At 39.4% G+C, this 26,630-nt stretch carries 23 protein-coding genes; 11 read left to right on the top strand and 12 right to left on the bottom strand.

Going from position 1 to position 26,630, the window contains the following annotated elements:
- Window positions 1-17 precede the first annotated feature (17 nt).
- The 3 genes from HCX49_RS04140 to HCX49_RS04145 all read right to left on the bottom strand — a co-directional run bounded on the left by HCX49_RS04140 (window position 18) and on the right by HCX49_RS04145 (window position 1,661).
- Complete coding sequence (locus HCX49_RS04140) at window positions 18-623, bottom strand: NAD(P)H-dependent oxidoreductase (protein ID WP_206368218.1); 606 nt, start codon at window positions 621-623, stop codon at window positions 18-20.
- A 250-nt stretch (window positions 624-873) separates the two neighbouring features.
- Window positions 874-1,113 (bottom strand): helix-turn-helix domain-containing protein, encoded by a 240-nt coding sequence (locus tag HCX49_RS25345; RefSeq protein WP_206368220.1) that lies wholly within the window; start codon window positions 1,111-1,113, stop codon window positions 874-876.
- Between the two features lie 2 nt (window positions 1,114-1,115).
- Complete coding sequence (locus HCX49_RS04145; RefSeq protein WP_206368222.1) at window positions 1,116-1,661, bottom strand: hypothetical protein; 546 nt, start codon at window positions 1,659-1,661, stop codon at window positions 1,116-1,118.
- Window positions 1,662-2,265: 604 nt separating this feature from the next.
- Here HCX49_RS04145 and HCX49_RS04150 point away from each other — a divergent pair.
- Window positions 2,266-2,778 (top strand): ClbS/DfsB family four-helix bundle protein, encoded by a 513-nt coding sequence (locus HCX49_RS04150; RefSeq protein ID WP_168126259.1) that lies wholly within the window; start codon window positions 2,266-2,268, stop codon window positions 2,776-2,778.
- Between the two features lie 134 nt (window positions 2,779-2,912).
- On the opposite strand, the gene arsB is transcribed toward HCX49_RS04150, so the two are convergent.
- The 5 genes from arsB to HCX49_RS04175 form a co-directional block, all read right to left on the bottom strand.
- Window positions 2,913-3,944: an ACR3 family arsenite efflux transporter gene (gene arsB / locus HCX49_RS04155; protein WP_168126260.1), complete on the bottom strand. Its 1,032-nt coding sequence runs from the start codon at window positions 3,942-3,944 to the stop codon at window positions 2,913-2,915.
- Window positions 3,945-3,952: 8 nt separating this feature from the next.
- Window positions 3,953-4,561: a low molecular weight phosphatase family protein gene (locus HCX49_RS04160; protein WP_168126261.1), complete on the bottom strand. Its 609-nt coding sequence runs from the start codon at window positions 4,559-4,561 to the stop codon at window positions 3,953-3,955.
- 13 nt (window positions 4,562-4,574) lie between these two features.
- The gene (locus HCX49_RS04165) at window positions 4,575-5,024 is read right to left on the bottom strand and encodes a DUF6428 family protein (RefSeq protein WP_168126262.1); all 450 of its coding nucleotides are present in this window, start codon (window positions 5,022-5,024) and stop codon (window positions 4,575-4,577) included.
- A 92-nt stretch (window positions 5,025-5,116) separates the two neighbouring features.
- Window positions 5,117-5,443 carry an ArsR/SmtB family transcription factor gene (locus HCX49_RS04170; protein ID WP_021192054.1) on the bottom strand — a complete coding sequence of 109 codons (327 nt, stop codon included), beginning with the start codon at window positions 5,441-5,443 and terminating at the stop codon, window positions 5,117-5,119.
- Window positions 5,444-5,886: 443 nt separating this feature from the next.
- A complete protein-coding gene (locus tag HCX49_RS04175; protein WP_168126263.1) occupies window positions 5,887-7,644 on the bottom strand; it encodes a M60 family metallopeptidase in 1,758 nt (585 codons plus the stop codon).
- Window positions 7,645-8,356: 712 nt separating this feature from the next.
- On the opposite strand from HCX49_RS04175, the gene HCX49_RS04180 reads away from it, so the two are divergent.
- From HCX49_RS04180 to HCX49_RS04195, 4 genes are all read left to right on the top strand, one after another.
- Complete coding sequence (locus tag HCX49_RS04180) at window positions 8,357-8,677, top strand: MazG-like protein (protein ID WP_021192058.1); 321 nt, start codon at window positions 8,357-8,359, stop codon at window positions 8,675-8,677.
- Between the two features lie 111 nt (window positions 8,678-8,788).
- A complete protein-coding gene (locus HCX49_RS04185) occupies window positions 8,789-9,157 on the top strand; it encodes a BlaI/MecI/CopY family transcriptional regulator (protein WP_021192059.1) in 369 nt (122 codons plus the stop codon).
- A 5-nt stretch (window positions 9,158-9,162) separates the two neighbouring features.
- A complete protein-coding gene (locus HCX49_RS04190) occupies window positions 9,163-10,278 on the top strand; it encodes a M56 family metallopeptidase (RefSeq protein WP_168126264.1) in 1,116 nt (371 codons plus the stop codon).
- Between the two features lie 169 nt (window positions 10,279-10,447).
- Window positions 10,448-12,793: an outer membrane beta-barrel family protein gene (locus HCX49_RS04195; RefSeq protein WP_165905808.1), complete on the top strand. Its 2,346-nt coding sequence runs from the start codon at window positions 10,448-10,450 to the stop codon at window positions 12,791-12,793.
- Window positions 12,794-13,009: 216 nt separating this feature from the next.
- Here HCX49_RS04195 and HCX49_RS04200 read toward each other — a convergent pair whose 3' ends face one another.
- Together HCX49_RS04200 and HCX49_RS04205 are read right to left on the bottom strand one after the other, a co-directional pair.
- Window positions 13,010-13,849: an SDR family NAD(P)-dependent oxidoreductase gene (locus HCX49_RS04200; RefSeq protein ID WP_132767414.1), complete on the bottom strand. Its 840-nt coding sequence runs from the start codon at window positions 13,847-13,849 to the stop codon at window positions 13,010-13,012.
- Between the two features lie 72 nt (window positions 13,850-13,921).
- Entirely contained in the window at window positions 13,922-14,830 is a 909-nt protein-coding gene (locus HCX49_RS04205) for a helix-turn-helix domain-containing protein (RefSeq protein ID WP_132767416.1), read from the bottom strand.
- A gap of 249 nt (window positions 14,831-15,079) precedes the next feature.
- Between HCX49_RS04205 and HCX49_RS04210 the strand changes: the two genes are divergently transcribed.
- From HCX49_RS04210 to HCX49_RS04235, 6 genes are read left to right on the top strand one after another with little or no spacing between them, the layout of a single operon-like run.
- Window positions 15,080-15,634, top strand: coding sequence for an RNA polymerase sigma factor (locus tag HCX49_RS04210; protein WP_132767418.1), 555 nt, complete (start codon window positions 15,080-15,082; stop codon window positions 15,632-15,634).
- A gap of 53 nt (window positions 15,635-15,687) precedes the next feature.
- Window positions 15,688-16,680 carry a FecR family protein gene (locus tag HCX49_RS04215; protein WP_132767420.1) on the top strand — a complete coding sequence of 331 codons (993 nt, stop codon included), beginning with the start codon at window positions 15,688-15,690 and terminating at the stop codon, window positions 16,678-16,680.
- 1 nt (window position 16,681) lies between these two features.
- Window positions 16,682-19,720, top strand: coding sequence for a TonB-dependent receptor (locus tag HCX49_RS04220; RefSeq protein WP_168126266.1), 3,039 nt, complete (start codon window positions 16,682-16,684; stop codon window positions 19,718-19,720).
- A 4-nt stretch (window positions 19,721-19,724) separates the two neighbouring features.
- The gene (locus tag HCX49_RS04225; RefSeq protein ID WP_168126267.1) at window positions 19,725-21,068 is read left to right on the top strand and encodes a DUF4876 domain-containing protein; all 1,344 of its coding nucleotides are present in this window, start codon (window positions 19,725-19,727) and stop codon (window positions 21,066-21,068) included.
- Between the two features lie 32 nt (window positions 21,069-21,100).
- Window positions 21,101-22,645, top strand: a complete 1,545-nt coding sequence (locus tag HCX49_RS04230; protein ID WP_168126268.1) for a DUF6850 family outer membrane beta-barrel protein — start codon at window positions 21,101-21,103, stop codon at window positions 22,643-22,645.
- Window positions 22,646-22,665: 20 nt separating this feature from the next.
- Window positions 22,666-23,811, top strand: a complete 1,146-nt coding sequence (locus HCX49_RS04235) for a cytochrome-c peroxidase (RefSeq protein ID WP_237682710.1) — start codon at window positions 22,666-22,668, stop codon at window positions 23,809-23,811.
- A 144-nt stretch (window positions 23,812-23,955) separates the two neighbouring features.
- On the opposite strand, the gene HCX49_RS04240 is transcribed toward HCX49_RS04235, so the two are convergent.
- Together HCX49_RS04240 and HCX49_RS04245 are read right to left on the bottom strand one after the other, a co-directional pair.
- The gene (locus HCX49_RS04240; protein ID WP_168126269.1) at window positions 23,956-24,963 is read right to left on the bottom strand and encodes a purple acid phosphatase family protein; all 1,008 of its coding nucleotides are present in this window, start codon (window positions 24,961-24,963) and stop codon (window positions 23,956-23,958) included.
- Window positions 24,964-24,975: 12 nt separating this feature from the next.
- Complete coding sequence (locus tag HCX49_RS04245) at window positions 24,976-26,625, bottom strand: RagB/SusD family nutrient uptake outer membrane protein (protein WP_168126270.1); 1,650 nt, start codon at window positions 26,623-26,625, stop codon at window positions 24,976-24,978.
- Window positions 26,626-26,630: the final 5 nt, after the last annotated feature.

The following is a 26,630-nucleotide window of genomic DNA, read 5'->3' on the forward strand; positions in this document are numbered from 1 at the left end:
TGCATCTATGAACGTTGTTAAATTTCAAAAACCTGAGCTAGATGTGCCGGATAGTCTTTAAGGCTTGTTGCGATATCACCCTCTTTAAAAATATCAAAACAGTTATAGTCCGAGACAACTTCTACGCCGCAGAATCTGTAATTACTTGTTATATGCATTAAATAATCAGCAGTGCTTATGCCTCTAAATAACTGTTGGTTTTCATCATTAAAACTTGCTTCAGGTGCATTCCAGGTACTGCAGACCATAAATTTTTTACCTTGCATTTTACCTCCTGTTCCATATTGTCGGGAGAGATCTTCTCTGGTTCTGCCATCACCTGAAAGAAATTTTTCACTGAATAAGCCGCTATTGAATACTTCATCTACATATTTTTTATAGATCCATGGAGCGCCAAACCAATTAATCGGTGTTTGTAAAATGATGATCGCGGCTTCCAAATGTTTTTCTACTTCCTCGTCTGCGTTGTATCCTTTCTCGATACTCGTCTCGATAACCTCGTAGCCCTTTGATAAGAAAAAATCGTGCGCCACCTGTATAAAAGCGCTATTGAGTGTTCCCTCTGACCAATTGGGATAGGGCAGATGTGCATTGATTAAAAGTACTTTTTTTATAGTTTCCATTTTATATTTAAGTATTGATAATAAAGACTGTTTTCTGTTTTGGCATATCCCCTGTAAAAGGTGTGCTATTTTATCTTGCTGACAAAAAATAGTATAACTGTACAGGGGTTAAATAAATCTGTTCGCGTTGTTTTTTTTATGAAACAAAATTATTAGATGGCAGGTAATGGCAAGGAAACAGACTACTACAAAAAAGGAAACAAATTACAGGACGTAAATTTTTTAGAAATTTGGGGTCAGAATTAACGGATTATTTATTGATCAGGGACTGACGGTATTGCCGAGGGGTAAGATTCACCTGTTTTTTAAAGAACTTGGCAAAATAGTTTGGGTACTCAAATCCAAGTTCATACGCAACTTCGGTACTATTCAATTCTTTTTTGATCTCAAGCAATTCTTTAGCTTTTATTACTACAAAATCATGAATATTTTCAAGGGCAGATTTATTTGTTAAATGTTTGATGATATCGCCCAGATAGTTGGCCGACAAACCTAATTTATCTGCGAAATACTGTACTGCTTTGGATCTGTTGAAAACTGTCTTTTATAAAATGCTTCTACTAAAGAGACCAGTACGTTGACGTAGGATAATAAAACAGTATTATTTTTCTTTTTACTGTTGTAATAAGGCGTCATCAATTCAAATACCGTACGGATTTCTTCCGCTTCCGTTTCGGTCAGGTACAATGCTTCATGCTGTCCATAATCCAGGTAATTTTTGAATAAAAATCGGTTCTCCGAAATGATCTTCTTTGAGAGCTGTAGATACATTCCTGTATAGGTGGGGAGCGGTGCTATATCCCAACCATTTGCGAGGTTAGGACTATTGAAGAAAACGGCTGTAATGGGCGTTGCATCTGGCGTATTACTATAAACCAGATTTATCTTTATGGAAATCCGATAAAAATCTATTAAAACAGGATCTGATGTAGCCCTCATGCGAAGTGGCTGATAATAACCGATATCTATATCGTCATCTAACGGTTCTTTTAAACCTACATACTGATTATAAGACGCAAAGTTTTCGAATCGTATCATACTACAAATATATATAATTCAAGTGCTGCACGCGTAAATTATTTATTGCAGAGGACAAGAACGTTCTCATATTCTTGATTTCTTAAATGTATACGGTATTTCATACCAGATCAGTAATATTGGTAGTTTAAAGAGTAATATGTGTAATTTATTCTTCTAAATCATGCTGAATTTTGTTATTAGGATTGACTTTGTTTATGATCTATTCTATAGCATGTGACATTGTTGTCATTTTAAATTTGAGCTTTTGGTAATGAATTTAAAACAAGGTGAAATAGTCTCTCATTGGCATGGGCAAGTGCAGATAGCGTTTTTGATGAAATAGTGTGTTCCAGACATGGGGTAGGTTTAGTAAAGTACGAAAATTATTGTCTTAATAATCGGATTTTCCGTAGCTTTTTTTGGAAGATATTGCGTAATTTTAGGAGCCAGTTTGAAATTCCTTTTAAACTATTATAGCGGTTCTATAATGATTCGGTAGGAAGTCAAATTGCGGTTCCAGTTAGATGATGATGAAGAACCGGATATATTTTTGAATGTGATGATTCTAAATAATTTTTAACAATCACTTGATCGTATTCCTTTTTTTTACTGAAAGAATTTTATGCCTGTTCCAACAAATAAATCTGAGCTACAATTAGCAATAAAAACAAATTACGATAAACTTAAAAAGGACTTAAGTACTGTTCCCTATGAGCGGACAGCGGTGAAGGATATGGAAGGTCATGGTAAAGGTACATTAATGAGTATCAACGATCTGCTGGCTTATTTGGTAGGGTGGGGAGAGCTGGTGCTCAAATGGAACAGGCTAAAGGATAATAAGGAGGAGGTGTCTTTTCCGGAGTTTGGATTTAAATGGAATGAACTTGGTCGACTGGCACAAAAGTTTTACGACGACTATAAAGATGACGACTTTCATGTATTGATGGATAAGTTAAGCCATACTGTAGAGGCGATATTAGCATTAATAGCTAAAAAGTCAAATCATGAATTATATGAAACAGCCTGGTATGAGAAATGGACCTGCGGAAGAATGATCCAGTTCAATACTTCTTCACCTTATGCCAATGCGAGCAATCGAATTCGCAAGTGGAAAAAAGAAAATGGTTTAAAATAAACAAAGCACCTTAATTTGGTAAGGTGCTTTGTTTATTGCAGGCGTGATCATATCTTTCGGTGGCATATCCCATTTTTTGTTTAAATAAACGACGATCAAAAATAGGAGGAAATGCGAATGCCACCATGCTAAACCTAACTATCATATTTCTTTTTGAGCCAAAGACTGGCACGTACTAAGAGGATGAGGACCGGTACTTCAATCAATGGCCCAATAACGCCCACAAATGCCTGTGGGGAATGTATGCCGAAGACGGCTATAGCTACTGCAATGGCTAATTCGAAATTATTTCCGGTAGCCGTAAATGATATGGCCGCATTCTTATCATAGGCGACTTTCATCGATTTATTGATAAAAAAACTTATAAAAAACATCAGTACAAAATAAATCACCATTGGTATTGCCACTTTAACAACCTGTAAGGGCAATTGAATGATCTGTTCGCCTTTTAAACTGAACATCAGGACAATGGTAAATAATAGCGCGTATAATGTAAATGGCGATATTAGCGGTATGAATTTTCGATGATACCAGTTTTCACCTTTTATTTTGGGGAGAAATCTGTGACTTAAAAAACCCGCTAAAAAGGGTATTCCTAAATAGATTGATACACTTTTTACAACTTCGCCCATCTCTATCGATATCGCATACTTCGCAAATCCAAAATAGGAGGGCAAAACATTGATAAACAACCATACGAATAAGCTATAGAACAGGACTTGAAATACGCTATTTAAAGCAATTAGAAGTGCTGCATATTCGCGGTTTCCTTTTGCTAAATCATTCCATACGATCACCATAGCAATGCATCGCGCGAGTCCGATTAGAATTAACCCTACCATGTAATCGGGTTCATTTCTTAAAAATAGCACTGCCAGTATAAACATCAAGATGGGGCCTACCATCCAATTCAGTAAAAGGGATAGACGCAGCACTTTTTTATCTTTGAATGCCAAGGGCAGTAGAGTGTAATTTACTTTAGCGAGTGGCGGGTACATCATAACGATTAATCCAATTGCCAATGGTATATTGGTGGCACCGATGGACAGGTGATCCATTACATCTGAAATACCGGGGAATACATTGCCTATTAGGATACCTAATCCCATCGCCAGGAAGATCCACAAGGTAAGGTATCGGTCTAGAAATTTCATTTTTACCTGCATCCTATATTTTATTTAATTTGTGAAAAGACGTAAAACATTTCGGAGGCAATCTGCAAACTTCTGTTTCTGTAGACCTCGTCTTGTTCTGCTGTATTGTCCGATATTTTAGGATCTTCAAACGTAATCGGTATGCGTTTTTCAGCTCCTGCAATAAAAGGGCAACCGCCATCTGCCTGTGAACAGGTCATGACTGCTGCAAAGTTGGATTCAGGATTGAAAGGGGAGTCGTATTTTTTAGAGAATCCAATAATAGGCAGAGCATTTTCATCGTATTTGAAGGCATAAACCGGATTTTCGCTGTTTGAAATAATACTGACGGCAATACCTGCATTTTCAAGTGTTAAGGCAACTTTAGGAAACAGTGCTGTCTCTTCTGTACCTCCTGAATAACAGGTTACGTTTGGTATTTGGTAATGCGCAGCAGCGATTTGTGCCCAGACCTGAGAGAGGTGACTTCGACGGGAGTTATGCGTACAGATGAAATTGATATTGATAGCTGAGCCAGCTGTAACTTTATCCTGGATATAATCAATCAGGGGCTGCAACGTAGATTTGCGCCCTTGATTGATCGCTAATTTCAGTATATCCGAAATGGTATTTACTAGTTTTGTGTTCATATCGGTCTTTTGATTAACAACAGCCAGAACCTGGTGTGCAACTGTTTGCATCGACTACCTGCAAAGGGTTTGGAATGCCACATGCATCTTGTGCTAGACAGGCTGTGGTTTTGTTCGTTAAGACGAAATTCTTACCATTGAATGCTAAGCCATATTTTCCAATTGTACCACTTTGATATTCTACTTCAATCTCATGATCTCCGATATTTAGTTTTGTTACTGAGAGTTCGATGATGTGCGCCAGTTTTCCTGGTTTCAAACGGTGTTCATAATCATCGGCATTCCATAATTGGAAATTTACAGTATTTTCGGTGCGCGTAACGCCACCGCAATCAATAAAAGTTTTATTGATCTGACCGACTTCGGTTACGTGGAAATGTTCTGCTACAAAAGTTCCATCTTCTAATTGAAATTCAACATTTTCTAATGTTGGAAGGATTTGTTTGATTTCTGATAATTTCATAGTATTTCTATTTTATTATATCGTTATATTACGATAGTTGTGTGTAAAAAAAATTAAGTTATTTTTTAAAAGGCATTAGCCTTAAGCAGTTCTTAGCAGCATTTTTGATTGTTTACGGATAGGATTATATTACCAAAATAGGCTTTTAGGATCCCGAAAGTTTTTTCATCAATGCAGTAACAGATGGATGTTCCTTCGATATTCCCTTTTATTAATCCCGCATTTTTTAGTTCTTTCAGATGCTGTGAAATTGTGGATTGCGCAAGTGGTAATTCGTCAACAATATCGCTACAGATACAGGCATTTACTTTCAATAGGTATTCGATAATGGCAATACGAGCAGGGTGACCAAGTGCTTTCGCAATGTTGGCAATATTATTTTGCTGGTCGGTAAAGTGAATCGTTTTTGTAGCGCCCATGGTTTGATGATTTTGTATATCGCAATATTACGATTAATGAATTGAATTCTAAAATTTTTTTCTCAAAAAGATTTATACATGACAAAAATACTCGTCGGGTGATATGAAGAGTATCTTGACGAAGCCAAGACGCAATGTTTTAGGAGTACGTACTGAAAAGCTTATTTTATTGTTAGCATAAACGGCAAAATTCGGCAGAATAGAAATAGTAGAATTCATTTTTGAATGGTTCTGCTAAATATGATTTGGAAGGAAATGTTGCGATTATCACTATTTTACACAAAAAAAATTATAAAGGAGGTATCGAGGGCAATATTTACGTTCGAGTTAGTAAAGATTATGAAAAAGGGACTGATGATAATTTTTTCCATCAATCCCTTTTATGCTATTACTTTTGATCTTAATGTATGGTTGTGCATCACATTAAAATATAATTTCAGCGTTTAATAAACCGATACTTCTGCCATGGCGGCATTTTGGGTGAAATCAAATGCGGATTTGAAAACAAGTTTAAAATAACGGAAGGATTGGGTTGATGGTAAGTCAATGTTTTGTGGTACACTATTTTCCTGCAGGGTAAATGTTCCTAGACTGTTCCAGTCTGCGTTGTTCTGACTCACCTGAATTTCAATTTCTCTTACTTTACGAGAACCATTTCTTTGGGTAAGCGTAAAGCCGGAAACCGTTTTGCTGGTTTTCATATCTACTGTAATAAAATAGGGATATGTTTCGGGATTGCTGGACCAGCGGGAGTGCCAGAATGTATTGGCATTGCCATCAATTATATTCGCTGCCCTTCCATTTTCTGCACCGGTTTCCTGATTGGTGTAATCGATCACGAGCCACTTATTTTCCCAATTAGGATCATCGGTCTTAGTCGTAAGATCCTCAGTAGGCGTAGGTAAATTGAGATTCTGTATTTCTGTATATACTGATTCATCGACTTTAAGTCCCCATTTGCGAAAAAAACCGCTTAGATTTTTACCTGAAATTGTACATGCTTTTAACATAAAATAGCGCATCTTCTGTGCTCTTGTCGTCACATTAGGTTGCTCTATTCTGGTTTCTTTGTGCAAAGTTTGATAGAAAGTATCTCCAAATGCTAACCAGAGTTGCTGGAACATGGCTAAGCGCGCAAATACGCTGGTACTTGATGCATTAAAATCTTTTTCAGCATAAGGAATGATGAGATAGTCCATGACCTCTGTCCATACGTTATCACGGGTCAGCCTCGAGTTTTGAGCGCCCATTTTTCGTTCCGCAGCCAAAGAATAAATGTTAACGGTGGTTTCACCTAATTCTTCCCATGTCCAGGCAGACTGCTGATGCATATGTCCCAGTTCATGCCACGGACCCCAGCCGTCATTTCTAGCACCGGTTACTGTGAGTAGTGTATTCATTGTGGAGGTGTAGTAAGCAGTCCGATACCAGGTGGCAACCATGAAATAGTCTGCATTATCGGTCTCGGTCATTAATATTTTATGGATATTCTCATCATGCTGTGCCGCTGAACCGTCTATACCACTGATCGCATATTCTGCTTTGACAATTTCATCGTATGTCTGCATGAGCTGTTCTTGATTTTCCAGTCTGTGGTCTAAGGCCTTTGCGCGGGAAGCGACTAACATGGTCTCTTCGCTTTCTAATAACACATCGGGTGCTTCGGTCCAGGTATTCAGCATGACCTGCCATTGTGCATTGGTAGTTTTTCCCAACACATAATGAGGAACAGGTTTATGTCCTGCTCTAAATTCAACCCGTGCTTTACCGCTAGGTGTGCTGTTGTCATTGGCATTATACCGTATATACAACAAACCACCGTACTGATCTGCCTGAATGGTATTGAGGCCCTGTGTCAGCGGAACAACTGTCGGATTCCATTTGTCTTTATAGCGTGAATAGGTGCCTATTAATAAGGTGGGGATACCTGTTCCGTCCTCCAGCTGGTCTACATAAATGGATAATGTACCACTTGGTGCTACGTAAAACCCGGTAGCGGTAAAATCTGATGCTGGAAATGATTGCCCAAGTCTTTTAGATTCTTTGACTCCCGAGGGCAGTTCATTAAAAACCTGGATGGTATCGTAGCTGATCGCTAAACTATCAACCGGGATGGTTTCGATAGGGCCTATCGTTTTTTGACAGGATGAAAAGAGGGCGATGACTGCTATCAGCCCTAATTTGATTGTGTTTTTTATCATAATTAAAGTTTAAAATTTATATAATTGATCTGTAAATCTATCCTGATATCTCCCCATATCTTTCTTGCATGATCTAAAAAAGGGGCGTTTCTTTTTGAAAAACGCCCCTGATCGCCACTTATACATCACCTAATTTTTCGTTTCTTTTCACCTTATTTCAAGTAGGATGTTTTACCTACTTATATGTTGATATTTAAAATCTAATTTAATAAATATTTATCGATAAGATATTTTTTATTTTGTTTTTAATATAATTACCTTGAAAAGGCTTATCAGTTCTTTGTTATATTGTATTTATCAGAAAATGTCACCCGATATGTCGCTGAACTATATTTGAGCTTATGTTTATTGAGAGTGATTAATCAAGAAAAACAAAGAATTGGAAAAGAGATAATGGAAGATTATTTTCAGTTTTTAAACCATATTGACGATGTCGCTTTGGAACAAGTACCTGAATATCTTTAAATTGATAAAATTACAGGAAAACTATTTATTTCGCATAAGCACTCGAATGATCCTATTTTAGAAAGAGACATTTCACAAAAGAAATAGGTCTAAGGTTTGGACAATATAATAATGCGTATCTTGAAGAGCAAGATACAGAAGGTTTCCACGAATGTAGAATCGTTGAAATATTTGATTTCAAATTTAAGAATGGCCAAATACGGTATGTAATGTCCGATTTTACGCAGTAGTATAAACATATATAAGCATGGAAAAAGATAATTTTGACGAAATAATTCGTCGCTCAATAACTATCAGGAAAAAATACCACGAGTTGGAGATGACCCATCATGGCAGCGAATGGACTGTGGAAGAAGATGCTTTAGCTTATTTAACTGATGCTGGGTTGGTCGGACGGGACATTATGTCGCAACAACTACGCTGGCCAAAAGTGGGATCGGAAGCTGAGCTGGAACATAAACTAGGGGAAAATATATGGTGGTTAATCGTATTGGCAGAAAGATCGGGCATTGATATTAAAGATGCTGTTCATAATTTTCTGGACAAAACAGAAACAGTATTAAAATAAGCGGATCGAAATCTCATAGTGTCATGAGATTTCGGTCTGCTGGATAATTAGTTGTCTTTTAGTTGTGATAACTAATTATTTAGCTGATATTTGAGTATAAAAGAATCAGCAATGGAAATAGTAGAATTTACCAAAGTAGAACACCAATTGATGCAGGTGCTGTGGAAATTAGAGAAAGCATTTGTTAAAGAAATCATACAGGAATTGCCTGAACCAAAACCTGCTTATAGCACCGTGTCTACGATGATCCGTATTTTGGAGACAAAAGGTGCAGTGGCTTACGAAGCTTTTGGTAAAACTCACCGTTATTATCCGTTGATTTCAAAAGAGGAGTATATGCGTTTCGAGGCCGATAAATTTTTGGACAATTACTTCTCCAATTCTATTCAGGATATGTTCTCCTTTTTTGTTAATGAAAAGAAAATTGACTTAAAGGATGCTGAACAGTTACTTAAGATGATTGATAAAATTAAAGACTAAGTCCTGTGGAAAACCAGCTCTACTTCATTTGGTCGAGTATCGCGATGACCATTTTTTATATGTTTTATCAATTGGTGCTCAAACGTGAGACTTTCTTTTTATGGAATCGAATTTATTTGTTAGCAACACTTTGTTTGGCGATGATGCTCCCATTGCTGAACCTTTCGGCGCTTTTTGGCTTACCACAAATGGTGCTGATGGAAATTCCTTTATCTTTTATTGCTAAAGATAAGCTGGTTTCTGTCGCGGAGATACAAATTCACCTGTTTTCTGTTTTATACTGGACTGGCGTTAGCTGCAGTGCTATATGGCTGGTCATAAAACTTGCTGTTATAAAAAATCAATTGCATTCGCAGGAGATCGGTAGAGCATTTTCATTCTGGAGAACTAAAGTTATTGATCCAGATCTATCGGATTTTGACGCAATAAATGCGCATGAAGAGGTTCATGTTAAACAGTTACATACACTGGATATCATTTTTGTCGAATTGATTGCCGTATTTTTTTGGTTCAACCCGCTCATATATTGTTATCGTAAGAGTCTTAAGTTTGTTCATGAATATCTCGCGGATGAACATGCTGTCAAATATGCCGGCAGCACTAAGCAATATGCAATGACTCTTTTTCTGAAATCTTTTAAAGTTGGACCGGTGCTGACGAATACTTTTTATAATCCTTCCTTACTGGAAGCCCGGATCAGGATGCTTCAGTGCAAGAAGTCCAGCGTTAAACACTTATGGAAATACATTGGGCTTGTGCCTATGGCCGCGCTTGTTGTGGTACTATGTTCGTGGAAGATTTCAAATTTTAGTGCGATGGATTCGGACAGTAGGGTGCAGCCTGCTATTTTTCCTGGCGGGGTTGACGCTTTTAGTAGTTTTTTGATTCAGAATTCAAAAAAGGTCTCAAATGAAAGGGGAAAAGTAGCAGTGAGTTTCATTGTCGAAGCTAATGGTGAAGTGACCCATGAAAAAGTTGAAAATGGATTAAGTCCTATAGTGGACAGCGAGGCCCTGCGTATTATTTCTTTAAGTCCGAACTGGCAACCAGCAGTCCAAAATGGTCTTCGTGTTCGATCTCTTTATCATATGAATATAAATTTTAATCCTGATAATCAGTAGTTTATATTTATTTATTACATTATTAGTTGTGATGACTAATAAATTAGTTGTATAACTAGTTTGTTAGTTGTATGTTTGGGTATACCAATTTATACCAAACATGATCGGCATTCTGATTTTTAAATCCACTCGATTTTATAGCTATTTAGGCTTACTATTATGCAGTTTGATGTCTGCTCATGCACAGGAAAGAAAGAATAATGTGTTTGGAGCTGTTGTTAATGAAAAGAATATATTTATACCTTATGCTCAGGTTAGTTTAAAAAATAGTCTTGATTCAAACACGGTAAAGACGGTATTGGCAGATAGTTTGGGAAATTTTGGTTTTGCAATCGCATCTGGTAAATATTTGATTGAAGTGAAGAGCATGGGTTATAGGTCAGCTTATACTGTAACTTTTGAAGTTACTGCGGTATCGAGTATAAACCTAGGGAGTATTGCACTCCAAATTGAACCGACACAGTTAGGTGTTGTGACGGTTGATGCAAAGCTTCCTTTTATCGAAAGGAGGGCAGATAAAGTGATCGTCAATCTGAATGGTCTTGGTTCCGGAGCTCCATTAATGGAGGTTATGAATCAGTTGCCGGGGGTTACTGTTGATGCATCAGACCTAATTAGTCTAAACGGCAAATCGGTTCAGATTTATATTGATGGTAAAGTGAGCGCACTTTCGGCAGATGCATTGTCTGGTCTGCTGAAGGGTATTTCTTCGGCAGCAATTGAAAAAGTTGAATTGATTAGTCAACCTTCTGCTAAATATGATGCGGCCGGAAATGGTGCCATCATCAACATCATCCGAAAACGTAGTTACAAAGGCGGTCTAGATGGTAATGTTTATGCAGGAGCTGGGAAAGGGACTTATGGAAAAGCGAATGGTGGTGTCAATCTCAATTATAAAGGAAAAGGTTATAATCTGCTGCTGAATCTGGATTATAATTACAATAAGTATTTTTACAACACGGACATTGCAACCAATTTTTTAGATGATGCGGGGACAGTTGTTGGGGAGTCGATATCGAAAATGAAGAGCACGAGGGCTATTGCCAACTACACACCCAACTTGGGAATGGATTTTTATTTATCCAAGCGTACTACTTTATCTGCCTCTGTTAAGCCTGGTTTTCAAACATCGTGGCGGGATGGAGTAGCGCATATTGAAGAAGTGGATGTTATTGCTAAAAGTAAGTCACTTTCTGTGTTTAGCAACGACGTTGCTGTTTATGCAGGTAACTTTTCGACCGGACTGCGTCTGCAACATCAGATCGATACTGCGGGAAGGGATCTAACAATGGATCTGGATTATTATCGCTATGCAAACTATAATGATCAAAATAATAGAACAGTTTCTTTCGATCCTTTCGATGATCAGCCGAGCGTGATTGCTCAAGATCGTATCCTTCATGTATATGCTTTTAAAACGGATTATGTACAGCCTTTGGGTAAAGGGCGTCAGTTCGAGATGGGAATGAAAACGAGTTTTGTGTTTTCCGACAATAGTAATGATTTCCGGGAAGGGGCAAGCCATCAGAACGATCTATTTGATTATCAGGAAAACATTTCGGCTCTCTACTTGACATATGGTGCTACTGGTGAAAAATTTTCATACCAACTGGGTATCAGGGGTGAGTATACGTATGGACAGGGAGAGGAGCAATCTGGAAAGAACAGCTTTAATAAAAATTACTTTAATCCTTTTCCGTCGGTTCACGTTGACTATAAGCTAACTAAAAATCATAATCTTAGTCTCGGGATCAATAAAAGGATTGAACGCCCTGGTTATGAAAGTTTAAATCCACTGATCCGGATCATTAACAGTAATAACCTGCAACAAGGAAATCCTGCATTACGACCTGTACTGGCTTATAATGCTGACTTGTGGTACGGGTACAAAAATGCGTTTTACGCAGGTGTTACTTACAGTTACAGTGTAGATGATTTTACCAATATAACTGTGCCAGTGGAAGATGTTGTAGTCACAACATTACCGGGAAATGCGGATCATGCAGGTTACTTTACGCTTCAGGCGATGTATGGCAAGCAGGTATTACCGTGGTGGTACACCAGTTCTAATGCGATCTTGTCGAAGCGCCCGTTTAAAGGAGAGTTTGATGGTATTTTGCTTCAGACTGATGGCCGTTATAGCATCTCCGCCACTTCTTATAATAGTTTTTTGCTTCATAAAAACTTCTCTTTTTTATTCCTTTTTAATTATCGAGGTAAAAGTGTGGAACGAAACATCAGCAATGAAGCTTTTGCTTATTTAACAGTAGGAGTAAGGCAACAGTTTCTAAAGAAACGTGCTTCTGTGCAACTTAATGTGATGGATGTTTTTAATTCATATAAGAATAAGTTCCAACAAAATAGTGGGCCAATACAGCAGAACTGGCGTAATCATATTGAAACGCGTATGGTGAAACTGAATCTTACTTATAGTTTTGGAGGTTCGATTAAAAATACGAAGAAAGTGAATGCTGCTGAAGATGAGAAAAACCGAAGTGTGGTACGTGAAAATTAAATGGGAGATGATGTGACAAGATGCTAACGGGGTAGCGTAAGAAAAAAGACTGATGACCATTCGGACTGATCTCAAAAAGTGTCAACCATTTTTGGGACAGTTTATTGTATCCATCAGCCTCTTTTCAAAGCACTCTTGAAGGTTAGAATCTTGCTATTATATCTGCATTATTTTGAAAAATATCCTTGAAGGTTTCATTCATTCCTTAGAACATCACTACAATGCGGTTGAGAGGGTATAACTTTTCCATTGTTCAACATCATGGGTGATGAAATCCATTTTTTTGTAGACGACGTCATAGGCATCACTACCTAAGAACAAATGCACCGGTGGATTTTCTGTTTTGCTTATCGCGATTAGTACATCGGCCGCTTTTTCGGGATCATTGGGCTGATTGCCATCAATGTCATTCAAGTGTGCTTGTTCAGATTGGCGGGCTGCTTCGTAATCTGCTATGGTATGCTGCGGTGTTTTGACCGATCCTTTAGCAAGGAAATCGGTGCGAAAATATCCCGGATAGACAACCGTTGCTTTTATTCCGAAACCTTTTACTTCTTCAGCTAAACTTTCTGTTAAACCTGCAACAGCAAATTTTGTGGCACAATAAATACCCCAACCTGCAAATCCACCTGAATAACCACCTATTGAAGCGATATTGAAAATATGTCCCGATTTATTTTGACGTAAATGGGGCATTACGTTTCGAATGATATTCAAGGTGCCAAAGACATTGATGTCAAAACTGCTTCTTGATTCCCCGTCCGTTAGTTCTTCTATGGTGCCTATCTGTCCAAAGCCCGCATTGTTGACAACAACATCCAGTTGCCCAAAATGTGCGATACTTGTTGCAATTGCTTTTTTTACATCCTCGTTATCGGATAAGTTTACTTCTATCGGAAGGAATAGATTCGATATAGCGCCGATTTCTTTGATTAATGGTTGCGTGTTCCGTGATGTTGCAATTACCCGAAATCCCTCTTGTAGTAATTTTTTTACTAATGATAAGCCTAAACCTTTCGAGGCTCCTGTTACTAACCATACTTTTTGTGTTTCCATCGTTTTGATTTTTATGATAACACAAATGTAGGGCGACGATGAGGGAAGGGATAACGAAAAGCTAACAATACCTTACGAAATTCTAACATTTCGAAATTGAGTCGGATTAATAGCTAAGTGTTTTTTGAAAAAATTATTGAAATGGGTCACCTCGGTAAAGCCTAATGCAAATGCAATTTCAGAAACGTTCCAATCGGTTTGGATTAAAAGAACTTTAGCCTCTTGGAGCAATCGTTCGGCAATGATTTGAGTTGGCGTTTTATGTGTGGTTTCTTTTACTGCTCTGCTCAAATGATTGACATGTACAGCCAATTGACCTGCAAAATCTGATGCGGAACGGAAGTGAACTCTTTGTCTTGCATCTTCAATGGGAAATTGCCTTTCCAGTAATTCTAAAAATAAAATAGCAATACGGTGTGAGGCACTGATCTCCTGCTTTTCAATCTTTTTTGCGGGTTGCATTTTTAAGGTCTGATGCAAAATTTCAAATACCAGATTTCGCAATGCATCGTACTTGTGCACATAATCGGAATCGATTTCTTCGAACATACTTAGGTAAATATGTTTTATGTTTTCGTTTTGTTCGTCGTTAAGTTCAAAAATAGGGGTTCCATTGGGCTGGAAAACTTCGTAATTTCTTAAATTTCCAAAATGATGAAAAAATGAAGGTGTAAATACACAGAAAAAACCAGACTGCTGGTCATCGAGAGACTCCCAATTATAGGGAATCTGGGGATTGGCAAATAATAGTGCCTGTTTTTTTATCTCGATTTCCTTATCGGCATAATAAATTTTGTTTTTACCAATAATCAAGCTGATTTTATAATAGTCTTTTCTGCTGTATGGAACTGGTTTAGCATGGCTGCCAACAAAATCATCAAGCCTGAATACATTGAAATGGCCAATCTCTTTTCGGATATTGTCAGGTACCCAATTGAGTTTGGTTTTATAAAAATCTTCGATTGATTGTGTCTTTTCCATTTTTCAAAGTTACAAAAAACAAATATATGGTAGCGTGTTCCTTTTTGTAAATTCATCCTTATGGCTATACCCAAAGCAGTAGTTTTTAAGAATTTCCGTATGCGTGATTGTTTGTGAATATCGATAGTCAAAAGGAATAAGATTTGCAATTAAATATGAATCCATTATATCCAAGACTTGAGCTGAAGGACTATGTTGTTTTTTATTTGGAATTAATCTAAACAATATAGTATCTTAGCGACCTCGAAAATGAAAACGCACTGGGTCAATATTACAAAAGGGGATAAGAAAAGTTTCTTTGTTTTCTATGATGCTATTTATAGGTCTCTGTTCCAGTATGGTATGGTTATCGGTAAAGATAGAGAAATCGTAAAGGAATCGATCCATATTCTATTTTATGAACTTTGGGAAAAGCATGAACGCCTACCGCAGGAAATCAAAGATCCTAAATTCTATGTCTTTGTTTGGTTGAAGAGGATTATATACCGGCAACTTAAATCGCAACAGTCTTCGCTGGAGAGTATACTAAATGAACCTTTTGAAGAATCTGTGGAGGATCAAAAAATAAAGGTCGAAGAAATCATCGAGAAAGAGCAGTTGCTGCATGCCGCGCTGGCCAAGCTCACCAAAAAACAGCGCCACTACATAGATCTGAAATTTTTTCAGAACAAGTCCTATGAAGAGATTGCAACCGAGGAAAATGCGGCCGTTCGGACCGTATATAATGTTATTTACGAAGCCATAAAGAGCCTGAAAGGTAATTTAACGCCTATTTTGATTTTTATTTTAAATTATTATAAATAAAATAGGTAAAATTAGAAGGTTTCATGCACTACTCTTAAAATGCATGAAAAACAATGGTTAACCCTACTATAGAAAAACTCATCTGTGATCCTTCTTTTATTGACTATTGTCTGGATCATGAATCAGAAAATTTCGTTTACTGGCAAAAATGGATTGCAGAAAATCCGCAATATGAACATTTGATCGTAGAAAGTAAAACATTGATTTTACAGCTCCAGGCTATGCCGTCTGAGGAAGAGATTGCAACGGAAAGATTGCGTCTGTCTCAAGCGATTGATGAATGGCATGTGAACCGCTTATTTCAGTTTCGCAAATGGTTGCCCTATGCCGCAGCATGTCTGGTTGTTTTGGGTATTTCAATCTTTTTCTACCAGCAAAGACAGGTTCCGCTGCAATCCCCAATGGCAACAGTGGAATTTTTAGAACAAAAAGTGCCTGCAGGTAAGTACATGAACATGCAGTTGATGGACGGAACAAAAGTACGATTAGGCCCTACTTCGACATTAAATTATCCTCAGAGATTTACTGAAGGCGAAAGGAAGGTTGCACTAAAAGGTGAAGCTTTCTTTGATGTTGCACATAATGCCGACCAACCATTTATTATCCAGGCTGGTGAATTTGATGTGAAAGTGCTAGGAACTTCATTTAATGTTCATGCTTTTGAAGAAGACAAATTAGCGAAGATTGCCTTGTTTACAGGAAAGGTCGAAATCTCCAATGAGAGCATGCATCTGGTGATTGTGCCCGGACAGGCATTTGTTTATAACAAAGCCTTGGGAACTTATACAATAGAACCTTTTGATCGAGCCAAAGAACGCGAAACAATGGAAGGAATTCTACACTTTAAGCATGCAGGTTATTCGGAAATTGGTTCACAGCTGGCGCGTAAATATGGTATTGTTTTTCAACCTGATGCAGGTATAGAGCTTGATTTTTCTGGATCGATTGCACATGAAAGCTTGGCACAGGTGCTGGAAAAATTAACTTTAACTACCTCATATCACTTCTCTCTTGAATCTAACACCTTAATTGTCCGTAAAAAATAATATGAAAAACAATAATAAGCCCAGCGCAATCTGGGTTCGTTCTTTATTTCTTGGTGTCGCACTGACCTGTCATGGATTTTCAGTGACTGCACAACAGCTTAAAGTCGAAAGTAAAAGTCAGTCGCTTAAATCTATTTTAGAGCAGATTGAAAACCAATCGGGCTATACTTTTCTATATGATGAAAAAACCGTCAATCTGAATCGTAAGGTTTCTTTACAGATGAGTGGTTCTCTGACTCAGATTTTACAAAGTCTGGAGCAACAGACCTACCTACAGATGAAGTTGTCGGGACGAAATATTTTAATTAATAACGGTTCTGTAGGTCTTTTAACGGGTAAAGTTACTGATGAGGAAGGACTACCGTTATCATTGGTCTCGGTATTCTTTAGAGAACTAAACCAATATTTTTTAACCGAGCAAGATGGTTCGTTCAGATTCCAGTTTCCGGCACACCGTCTTAAATCTGCCGAAGTCCGTTTTTCGATGATCGGGAGGCAGGGGACAACCTTAAACCTATCGCTGGACAAACAGCAGACAGTTGCATCGACTGTTACCTTACCGTTATTAAGTGTGGGACTTGAGGAAATTTCAGTAACTCCGCGTACGAATCAGAATTTAGAAAGTAATACTTCGCTGTATATAAACCGCGAAGTGATTGAGCAGTCAGGAGCGCTCAGTCTTAATGATCTGTTGAGTTTGGTCCCTGGACAGAAGATTGCCGCGCCTTCTTTACAACAGGTGCAACAAGCTAATCTGCGCAGTGCTTCGATGGGGACAAATTCTCTGGGGACAAAAGATCCTTTTTCATTAAATAATTCGTTTGGTATTGCTTTGATTATGGATGGTATAGCACTTTCTAATAATGCAAATATGCAGACGCTTAATCCAGGGATTAGCGGAATGGGTAATTCTTATGTGGGCGGTGGTATATCGGGATTGATGGGGAGTGCTGATCGTGGCGACCGATATACCGGTGATTACACGTTTGGAGGAACAGATTTACGTCAGATTGCGACGGACAACATTGAGAGTGTGGAAGTGGTGGCTGGTATTTCCTCCGCAAAATATGGGGATATGACCAATGGTGCTGTTATTATCAATCGGGTAGCGGGTGGAACTCCTTTCAACTTTAATATGCAACTTCGTGATAATGCCACGGTATACGGATTGACAAAAGGGTTTAAAACAAAAAATCTGGGCGCTTTTACTTTTGGGGGTAATTTTACACGTTCGTATAATGATAACCGCGATAAATTAAAATCGTATGACCGTGTGGGGAGTAATCTGATGTGGAGTACTGCCGCTGGAAAGGACCGTGCTTTTACCAATACCTTCACAGCGGATTATGGTCGTCATCTGGATAATGTACGCCGTGATCCAGATGATCTTACGGCAACCATACTGCGCTATAAAGCTTATAACTTTTCTATAGGTAATCGCCTCAATTATAGAATTGACAATAGTTTCTTGACTAATATTGGTTTTAATGTACGCTATAGTGAGACCTATCAGAATACCTACAAAGAGCAGTATATGAATAATACCTACATCATATATACCGATGCAACTAATGTAGGAATCACCAATGGACAATATGCTTCTGGTATCTACACGGCAGTGACCAATCTGGAGGGAAAGCCTGTGGATTTTACAGCCAGATTGGATTTGAATGGTAGTTTCCATACGGGCGATATCTTGCACCAGTTTAATTTTGGATCCTCTTATAATTATTCTAAAAACAAGGGGCGGGGGCAGATCGTCGATCCGACACGTCCGCGAAATAATACCTCGGTTGCAAATGGAGACAATCGCTCGGAACGATATTATGATTTTTCACGGCTACATGCTCAAAATCAAATCGGTCTATATGCTGAAGATGTTTTTAGAACCACTATAGCGGACCGTAACCTGAATGTGCGGTTGGGTACACGATTGGATCTCTTTGAAGGTTATGTGACCTTTTCACCGCGTACAAATATCAATTATGAGCTTACCCCCGATTTGCGTATTGGTTTAGCTTATGGTTGGGGAAGTAAAGCACCGGGATTGGCGCAGTTATATCCAGGTCCCGTTTTCTATGAAATCCCCTTATACCAAAAGACTGCGGTAAAAGATAATGGTGCCGTAGATGAGGCGAATAGTGTGTACTTGCTCTATGTTGATAAATTTACACCAGACAATAGCAAGCTGAAACCTGCACTTTCTGAACAGTTGGAGTTCTCGGTAGCCTATGAGCACCGCGGATTTAGAGCTGGGGTGAATGTGTATAGTAAACGAAATTATCGGGATGTATACTCCGAAATGTCTTATACACCGATCATTTTGCCAAATTATGTAGACAATCCTGATCCAGAGGCTGAGGTACCTTATGTTACTTCAGGAACTAAACGTCATCGTTTGTCCCGCTATACTTTTGTGAATGGTAGAACCACAAAAAATCAAGGTGTTGAACTCATGTTATCCACACCAAAATGGACGGCGATTGAGACATCGCTTAATCTGCGTGGCGGGATCACAAAATCAATTTATAGACCGGTTCAAAATTTTAGAAATTTCACCAATAATACCAATAACCCAAATTATGCTGTGACAGGTCTATATCCTGTATTTGAGCGTTCTACTTGGACAAGTAATGCCGCAATTACTTCGAGTACGCATATTCCAAAGGCTAAGCTCTTATTAAATTTTACGACCGAATTTAATATTTTGAATAGAACCAATACACAAGCGACTGACGGTATCCCGCTGGGTTATTTTACAGAAAATGGTGTCTACCGTGAGATTAATGAATTTGATGAAAAAAATATCGACTATAAGCATCTACTTATCCCTATTGAGGAAGTGAGAAACCAAAACCAACCGGGGGTATATACTAATTTTCACCTCAATTTATCTAAAGAAATAAGTAAACGCTTGATCTTGACATTTCATGTTTACAATGTTTTCAATTATCGTCCGCAGTATAAACGATCGGATAATACGATGGTTATTCCGAATGATAAACCGAGTTATGGTGCACAATTACGACTTAAACTTTAAGTATATGAAATTACAAAAATATTTAATATTGCTGTTTATCTGTACGGGTTCATTCAGCAGCTGTCAAAAGGAGCTGACGCCAAATAATGGGCCGGTGGATATCACGGCAGATGTTACTTATGCAAGTCAGGAATATCAAGAAAAATTACCTGTGGACACCATCACGGTGAATATCTATTCGTTAAAGGGAAAATTGATCTATAGTGCTAAGACTGGGCAGGATGGACATATTGCTTTTCCGGATCTTGCGCCAAATACGTATAGAATCCAAGCTGTGACCACTTTTAAGGTCGATCTATTCAATCAATTGTTGAACCGGGAAGAAGACTTTGACGTAACTTTTAGTTCCGAAATAAAGGAAATAATGGTCGGTAGAGAAGTTGAAAACCATTGGGATCTGTCGTTGGTAAGCGGCAATTCTAATCCAAATGGATTGGTGATCAAACAGATCTATTATGCGGGTTCGCATGCGACCTTGGGTGCGAGTTTTAGAGATCAATTTATTGAGATCTTTAACAATTCAAATCAGGTTCAATATGTCGATAGTTTATGTATTGCCGAAGCCTATGGAGCAAATAGTAACAATGCGCTGTACGCTTACCAAGCGAATAGTAAACAATACGATTGGAGTAAATCCTATGAAATGCCTCCAGACATGAAGGCAAATGCCGATTACGTTTATGCGCAAACGATCCTGCGATTACCTGGTAAAGGTCGGGATTATCCGATTGCACCTGGTGAAAGTATGGTGATCGCGGCTACAGCGACCAATCATAAGGCTCCTTATGAAGGAGCTGATGGCAAAGTGATTGCTGTTCAGGATCCGAGTTTAACGGTAGATCTGAGCAACGCTGACTTTGAAGCTTATTATGCTCCTTATATCGGAACGTCAAGACCATTGGCATCGGATGTTGATAATCCGAATGTTCCGAATGTTGAGGTGCTTCGCCGGGGTAGTGGGTTAGATCTGATTATGAATCAGGCAGCGCAACAGAGCTGGTTTATCTTTCGTGAAGATGAGGTATGGAATGAAAAGAAGTGGAAGGGCTATGGATTGCCTTTTGCTGATGGACGTGTCAATACCTCGGGGACTTATATTCAGGTACCGATTGATCTTATACTGGATGCTGTTGAGCTTCAGTCTTCTACTTCAACACAATATCCAAAGAAGTTTTCTGCTCAAAATGATGCGGGATGGACGGCTGTTGACGGTGGGGCGCGATCTTCGTATGCTGTGATTCGGAAAACAAAAGAGCTGGTTAATGGCAGGCGGGTGCTGCAGGATTCAAATAATTCTAAGGATGATTTTGTGTCCATTAAAGCTAACCCGAAGGGATTTGCGGACTAGTTTAGGGGCTTGATTACAAATAATACGATTCAATGAAGAAATTATATATAGTAGGACTGTTATTTTGTGTCTGGGGGACTTATCTTCCTGTATATGCGCAACATGCTGTCGAGCAGGATACCATAGCGCGTCGTATACGTGCGTATACCGTGGATAACCCCATGTGGTTGGAGAAGTCTGTGGAACCTCGATACAGCCTTATTCAAATGGGGTATAGTCAGGTTAGTGGTGAATATCGCACCGCTCAGGATGCGCAGAAAATAAAAAATATCAATTTTAATTCGGAGGGTGCGGTAACGATCAAAGATATTCGCCTTTGGGGAAGATTTGCTTATAACCGTAGTACGGAAGATAGCACGAGATTTGCGCATCAAACGCGGGAAAATCCAGCATCGCCCTGGTATTTTGGTTCATATGGATATAATCATTATGAGAGAACCAATTACTTCATTCAGACAAGGGGGCAGAAGTATTTTGCAGATCGTAAATACTCGGTCTTTGGTGGGCTGGATTACCATGTCGGCAATCATTTTAGTAACAACGACCCTAGGAGCACAATCGATGCGATTCAGGTCAATGGAAGTCTTGGAGCCAGTGCCCGTATTAGCTCAGGATGGGATCTCGGGCTAGAGGGAAAATATGGTTATGGTCAAGAACGGGTAGAAATAGCTTACCGTAATGAGCAATATGCGCTAAGTGCTGTTGAATCGCCGTATATGAACTACATCGTGAGAGGCTACGGTTGGAAAGTGAGCGACTGGCTTAGTGAGCGCAATATGTTTTACCAGAATGATATGAAGCGTTATGGTGCGAAGGGTTATTTATCTTGGGACGGTGATCTGGGTAAATTTTACGGAAATATTGGATACCTACAGGAGGTGCAGCACTATCGACAGACACTTAGAAATGATTCGCGGATCAATGAATTGAGTAAGTTTAATCTGGATCAGTTGAGTTATCAGCTCATGTGGAATTTAAAACGGGGTAACAAAACCTATCTGGCTTCTTTTAATAGCTTGAACCATAGTGGTAAAGACTGGGTCACTGAAAGTGGTAATGCACAGAATTATGTGTACAGAAAGGAGCGTCAAACCTTAGATCTTTCGTATTTGATTAAAAAGAATAAGTGGCAACAATTATATGAGGCAAATATCGGTTATACTCATGAGGTACGCCATGACGGCGGTACGGAAACTCGATTGGATTATGATCGGATGGACTATGCCTTGTCTACATTGTTGACTTATGCTACAACTCGAAATCAAGAGGTGGAGTTTGGGGTGACTGCTTTTGCCGAAACAAACATGGGTACTTCGTGGACGCTTCCTTTGATTAACGAGAATGTTTTTCATCAGTATGTGTTTTACCAGGATATTCGCTATCATGAGGCAGATGTATGGGGAGGTAAGCTACATTTAGGGTTTACGCAGCGTCTTAAAAAAGGTAATTTCATTAAGTTGATCGGTACGTATACGTATCGAAAAGCAGATTTAGGGAGTGCGCTGGATCGCGTGAATTTGGCTCCTTTGGGTCGCACTCGTGAGGTAGGAAGTGTACGTTTAAGTTATGGTTTTTAAGTAGGGGCTCGTTGATTTTGATGAAGAGAAATAAGTTTTTGATAGCATTAACAGTTTGTTTACCGATGCTGCTCAGTGCTTTTGTGGATCAGGTGGATACCGTTTTACCTCTGGCTGATCTTCGTCGCCGCTATAGCAGTGGTGATGTTGGGCAGTGGCCTGAACCGCATTTGGATGCTTCTGTTCAGCAGGGATTTGTTGATATCGGTGTTTTGCCAGCTGTTGCATATCCGGCGTCAAATCCTTTTAGTAAAGAAAAGGCCTCACTTGGGAAACTCCTGTTCTTTGATGCGCGATTATCGGCATCGAAGCAACTTTCGTGTGCGAGTTGCCACGATGCGCAGCTCGGTTTTGGCGACGGTAAGAGTTTGGCGCATGGTCATGGTAGAAAAGAGGGGAAACGCAATGCCATGACGCTCTATAATGTCGGTTATTATAAGAGTTTTATGTGGGATGGAAGAGCTAAAACTTTGGAAGACCAGGTTTTGTTGCCCGTTCAGGATCATGTGGAGATGAATACGTCTTGGGATACGATGGTGGCACATGTTCGCATAATCAAGGGGTATGGTCCTTATTTTAAAAGTGCTTTTGGAGATGATCAGGTGAATTTATTGCGCATCCAACAGGCAATAGCAACTTACGAGCGTAGTATCGTGAGTTATCCTACTAAGTTTGACCGTTTTGTTTCGGGTCAATCCGATGCACTTAATGATCAGGAGTTAGAAGGACTTCATCTTTTTAGAACCAAAGCACGTTGTATTAATTGCCATAATACGCCATTATTTTCGGATAATCTGTTTCATAACGATGGGCAGACTTTATATGGAACGAAGCAGGAGGACTTTGGACATTACCATATAACAGGCGACCAGAAAGATATTGGGGCATTTCGGACACCTTCATTGCGTAATGTGGGTTTGACCGGACCTTGGATGCATCACGGAAACTTTCCCACGCTTAGGGATGTGGTAGAACTATATAATCTGGGTAATCCGGCTCCTATACAGCGTAGGGTGCAGGTGGATGAAAAGACAAGACCAATCCATTCACCGTTATTAAAGAAACTTGATCTTTCTAAAGCAGAAGTAGATGCGGTACTCGCATTCTTGCAGGCTTTGAGTAACCCGACACAACGTCGGATAGCGATGCCTGATTTTCCGGAATAGTAAGGGCATTTTGCTTATTTTGCATAAATACCGTATGAGGCTATACCTAAATAAGATAAGTACTTGTCCATGTTGAAATTTAAATGTGAGCTCATAGATAAACTCCCGAGGGATGCAGTACCTCGGGAGTTTTATTTGATATACCTATGGGGTTAAGGGTATAATGGTACTGTAGATCATCTTTCCTTCGTGATCGATGCACTGCGCCTGTAATTGTTGTTGATTTAGAGCGAAGTACATGAACCCATAAGTTGAAGCTTCAAACTGGCTATAACTTAAACCTTTTTTGACAGGGGTTACTTCAGATCCGCTTCCGGAGATGAACTGATGGAAACAATTGTCCTGTACTTTTAAGTGTTGCATGGAATGTTCATGTCCAGACAAATACAACGGAATACGATGTTTTTCTAACAGGGGTTTCAAGACCTTTCTCACGGCTAATGTGTCATAATTTTCTGTGCGGGGGCCTGCTGTATAGAGCGGATGATGACCAACGACGATCTTCCATTTTGCTTTAGAAGATTGCAGTAGATGGTCTAACCACTGCAGTTGTTTTTCTGGTTGCTGCCCCGCGACATGTGGCCCATATTCGCTATTCTGATAGAATTCTGGTATCAAGGGATTTGTATCTATAAAAGCGATCAGGACTTCATCGTTATCCTTGATTTTAAATGTTTTGCTGTAATAGCGTGCTGGCATCTTCCATCGACGGCTGATGTTGCTGTAGCGTACTTGGGCATCGGGATCGGATTTGTAATCATGGTTGCCCAATATGGGATACCAGTCCCACTGTAAGGCGAAATCGGTGTAAATATTTTCAAATGAATAATGCCATAAGGGGTCGTGTTCGCTGACAACTCCTGATGGGTAAAAATTATCACCTGTTGAGATAATAAAATCATTTGGATGTTCGGATGCCCATTTCCCCATCTGCTGTGCCACCTGGACTTGATGATCGGCACCATTACGCCCCCAGTCACCGATCGCTAAAAAATGCAGCTCGTACTCGTCCTTTAGTGAAGATCGGCTGTTGATATCTTCACTTTCTATTCTTCGATTTGCGCCAATGGCTAAAGTCGCTAAAGGTCCGGCAGAAAGCCCCGTAGCCACAGCTGTTCCTAATGTACTTTTTACAAATTCTCTTCTTTTCATACTCAACTGTGCTTAATATCCGCTATTCTGTTTCCATTTTGTGTTGACTTCCATGATTGGTCTGGGGATCGGAAATATGCGGCGAAAGCGTTCGGATAATCCTGCGCTGTATAAGGATTTGAAGCCCCAGTCTTCTTCAAATTTTCCGTAACGGATCAGGTCATTTCTTCGCCATGATTCATCTGAAAATTCTCGTGCGCGTTCGTCCAATATCGCTGCTAACGTTGGTTGGGCTGTTAAAGCAGGTGCGTTGACATAAGTACGTATCTGATTCATCAGCGACATCGGTGTTTCGCCATTTGTAGGTGCCGCTCCTCGGAGGATGGCTTCGGCTTTCATTAACAAAATGTCGGCATAACGGAAGATGGGTACATCATTGCTTTGGTTTCTATTGTTTGCCGCTGTCACGTTTACATCCATGTAAAATTTAACCGATCGGTAACCCATTGATCGGCCTTTTTGATCATTTCCTGCATTGAGGGTCGGACCTCCATCGGGACGAAGTTTGATTTCTTTTGTTGTTTCCATATGCCAGTCAAACGTTACGTTTGCATCGCTGCCTGTGTAGTCCTGGTCGATGCCTTTTTTAGAAGTTTTGATTAATAGCGGACGGTTTAAATCTGGCGCATAGTCCGACCAATAGTACTGTAGTCCACCCATGTAAGCCGCATTTCTGTCGTCACCTTGGAGGTTGAATTTGGCTAAGAAAGTAGGTAATACCCGAAATGTACCGCCCACACTTTGTGGCAATTTGGCAAATTGATTTTGTCCGCTGCGGTGTATCCAAAAACGTGCATATGTCATGCCTTGCTGTTTTTCGCGGTCGAAAGGCATGGCAAAGATGAAATCTTTAACCTGAGGACCATTGTCGGGGCGGAATTTTTCCATGAACTTGTGGCTGCTCAGGTTAAATTGACCTGAAGTAATAATATCATCACACATTGCAACGACTTGTGCTAGTTTTTCATTGGGCATATTGGGGGTGTAGGAAGCTACATCGGTAGCGGTATAAACCGACCAATTGAGGTATAGTTTAGCGAGTAGCGCATCGGCCATATAACGCGTTGCTTTGCCATATGTGGCGGGAGAAACTTCTTTGGGTAAACGATCTCTGACGGCTAGTAATTCACTGGAGATGAAGTTGGCGATTTCGGCTCTTGAGGAGCGATCCGGAATCTGGTCAATCTTTCCTGTGATCAGTGGTGCTCCTCCAAAATTATCCATCAGGATAAAGTAAAAATAAGCTCTCATGGCGCGCATAGGCGCAGCCTTATCGCTTTCATTGTCTCCAAAAATAGCCAATACATTATTGGATAGATTGATGCCTGACATGGCGGCATTCCAGACATCTGGAAGAATGGCGTTGTCGGGAGTCCAGTTGTGAACATGAAGTTCGCGAAATCTACCGCCGTCATAGTAATCTGTGCCCAATGCAAGACTGACTGCTTCGTCTGATGATAAAGTTTGTGTCATCCAATGGTTGTAGCCCAGTGCACTTCGGTATGCAGCATAAACGTCAGCTGAAATGGCCTCAGCAGCTTTATCCGTGGTTGGAAATTCGGTGTACTGTGATTTGATATCCACATCAAGATCGGTGCAAGCAACTAATGTTGCCGCAAATGTAGTTAAGGTAAATAGGCGGATATATTGTTTTGATTTCATGATTT

The sequence above is a fragment of the Sphingobacterium sp. B16(2022) genome, assembly GCF_012030425.1.
GTDB classification, from domain to species: Bacteria; Bacteroidota; Bacteroidia; order Sphingobacteriales; family Sphingobacteriaceae; genus Sphingobacterium; species Sphingobacterium anhuiense.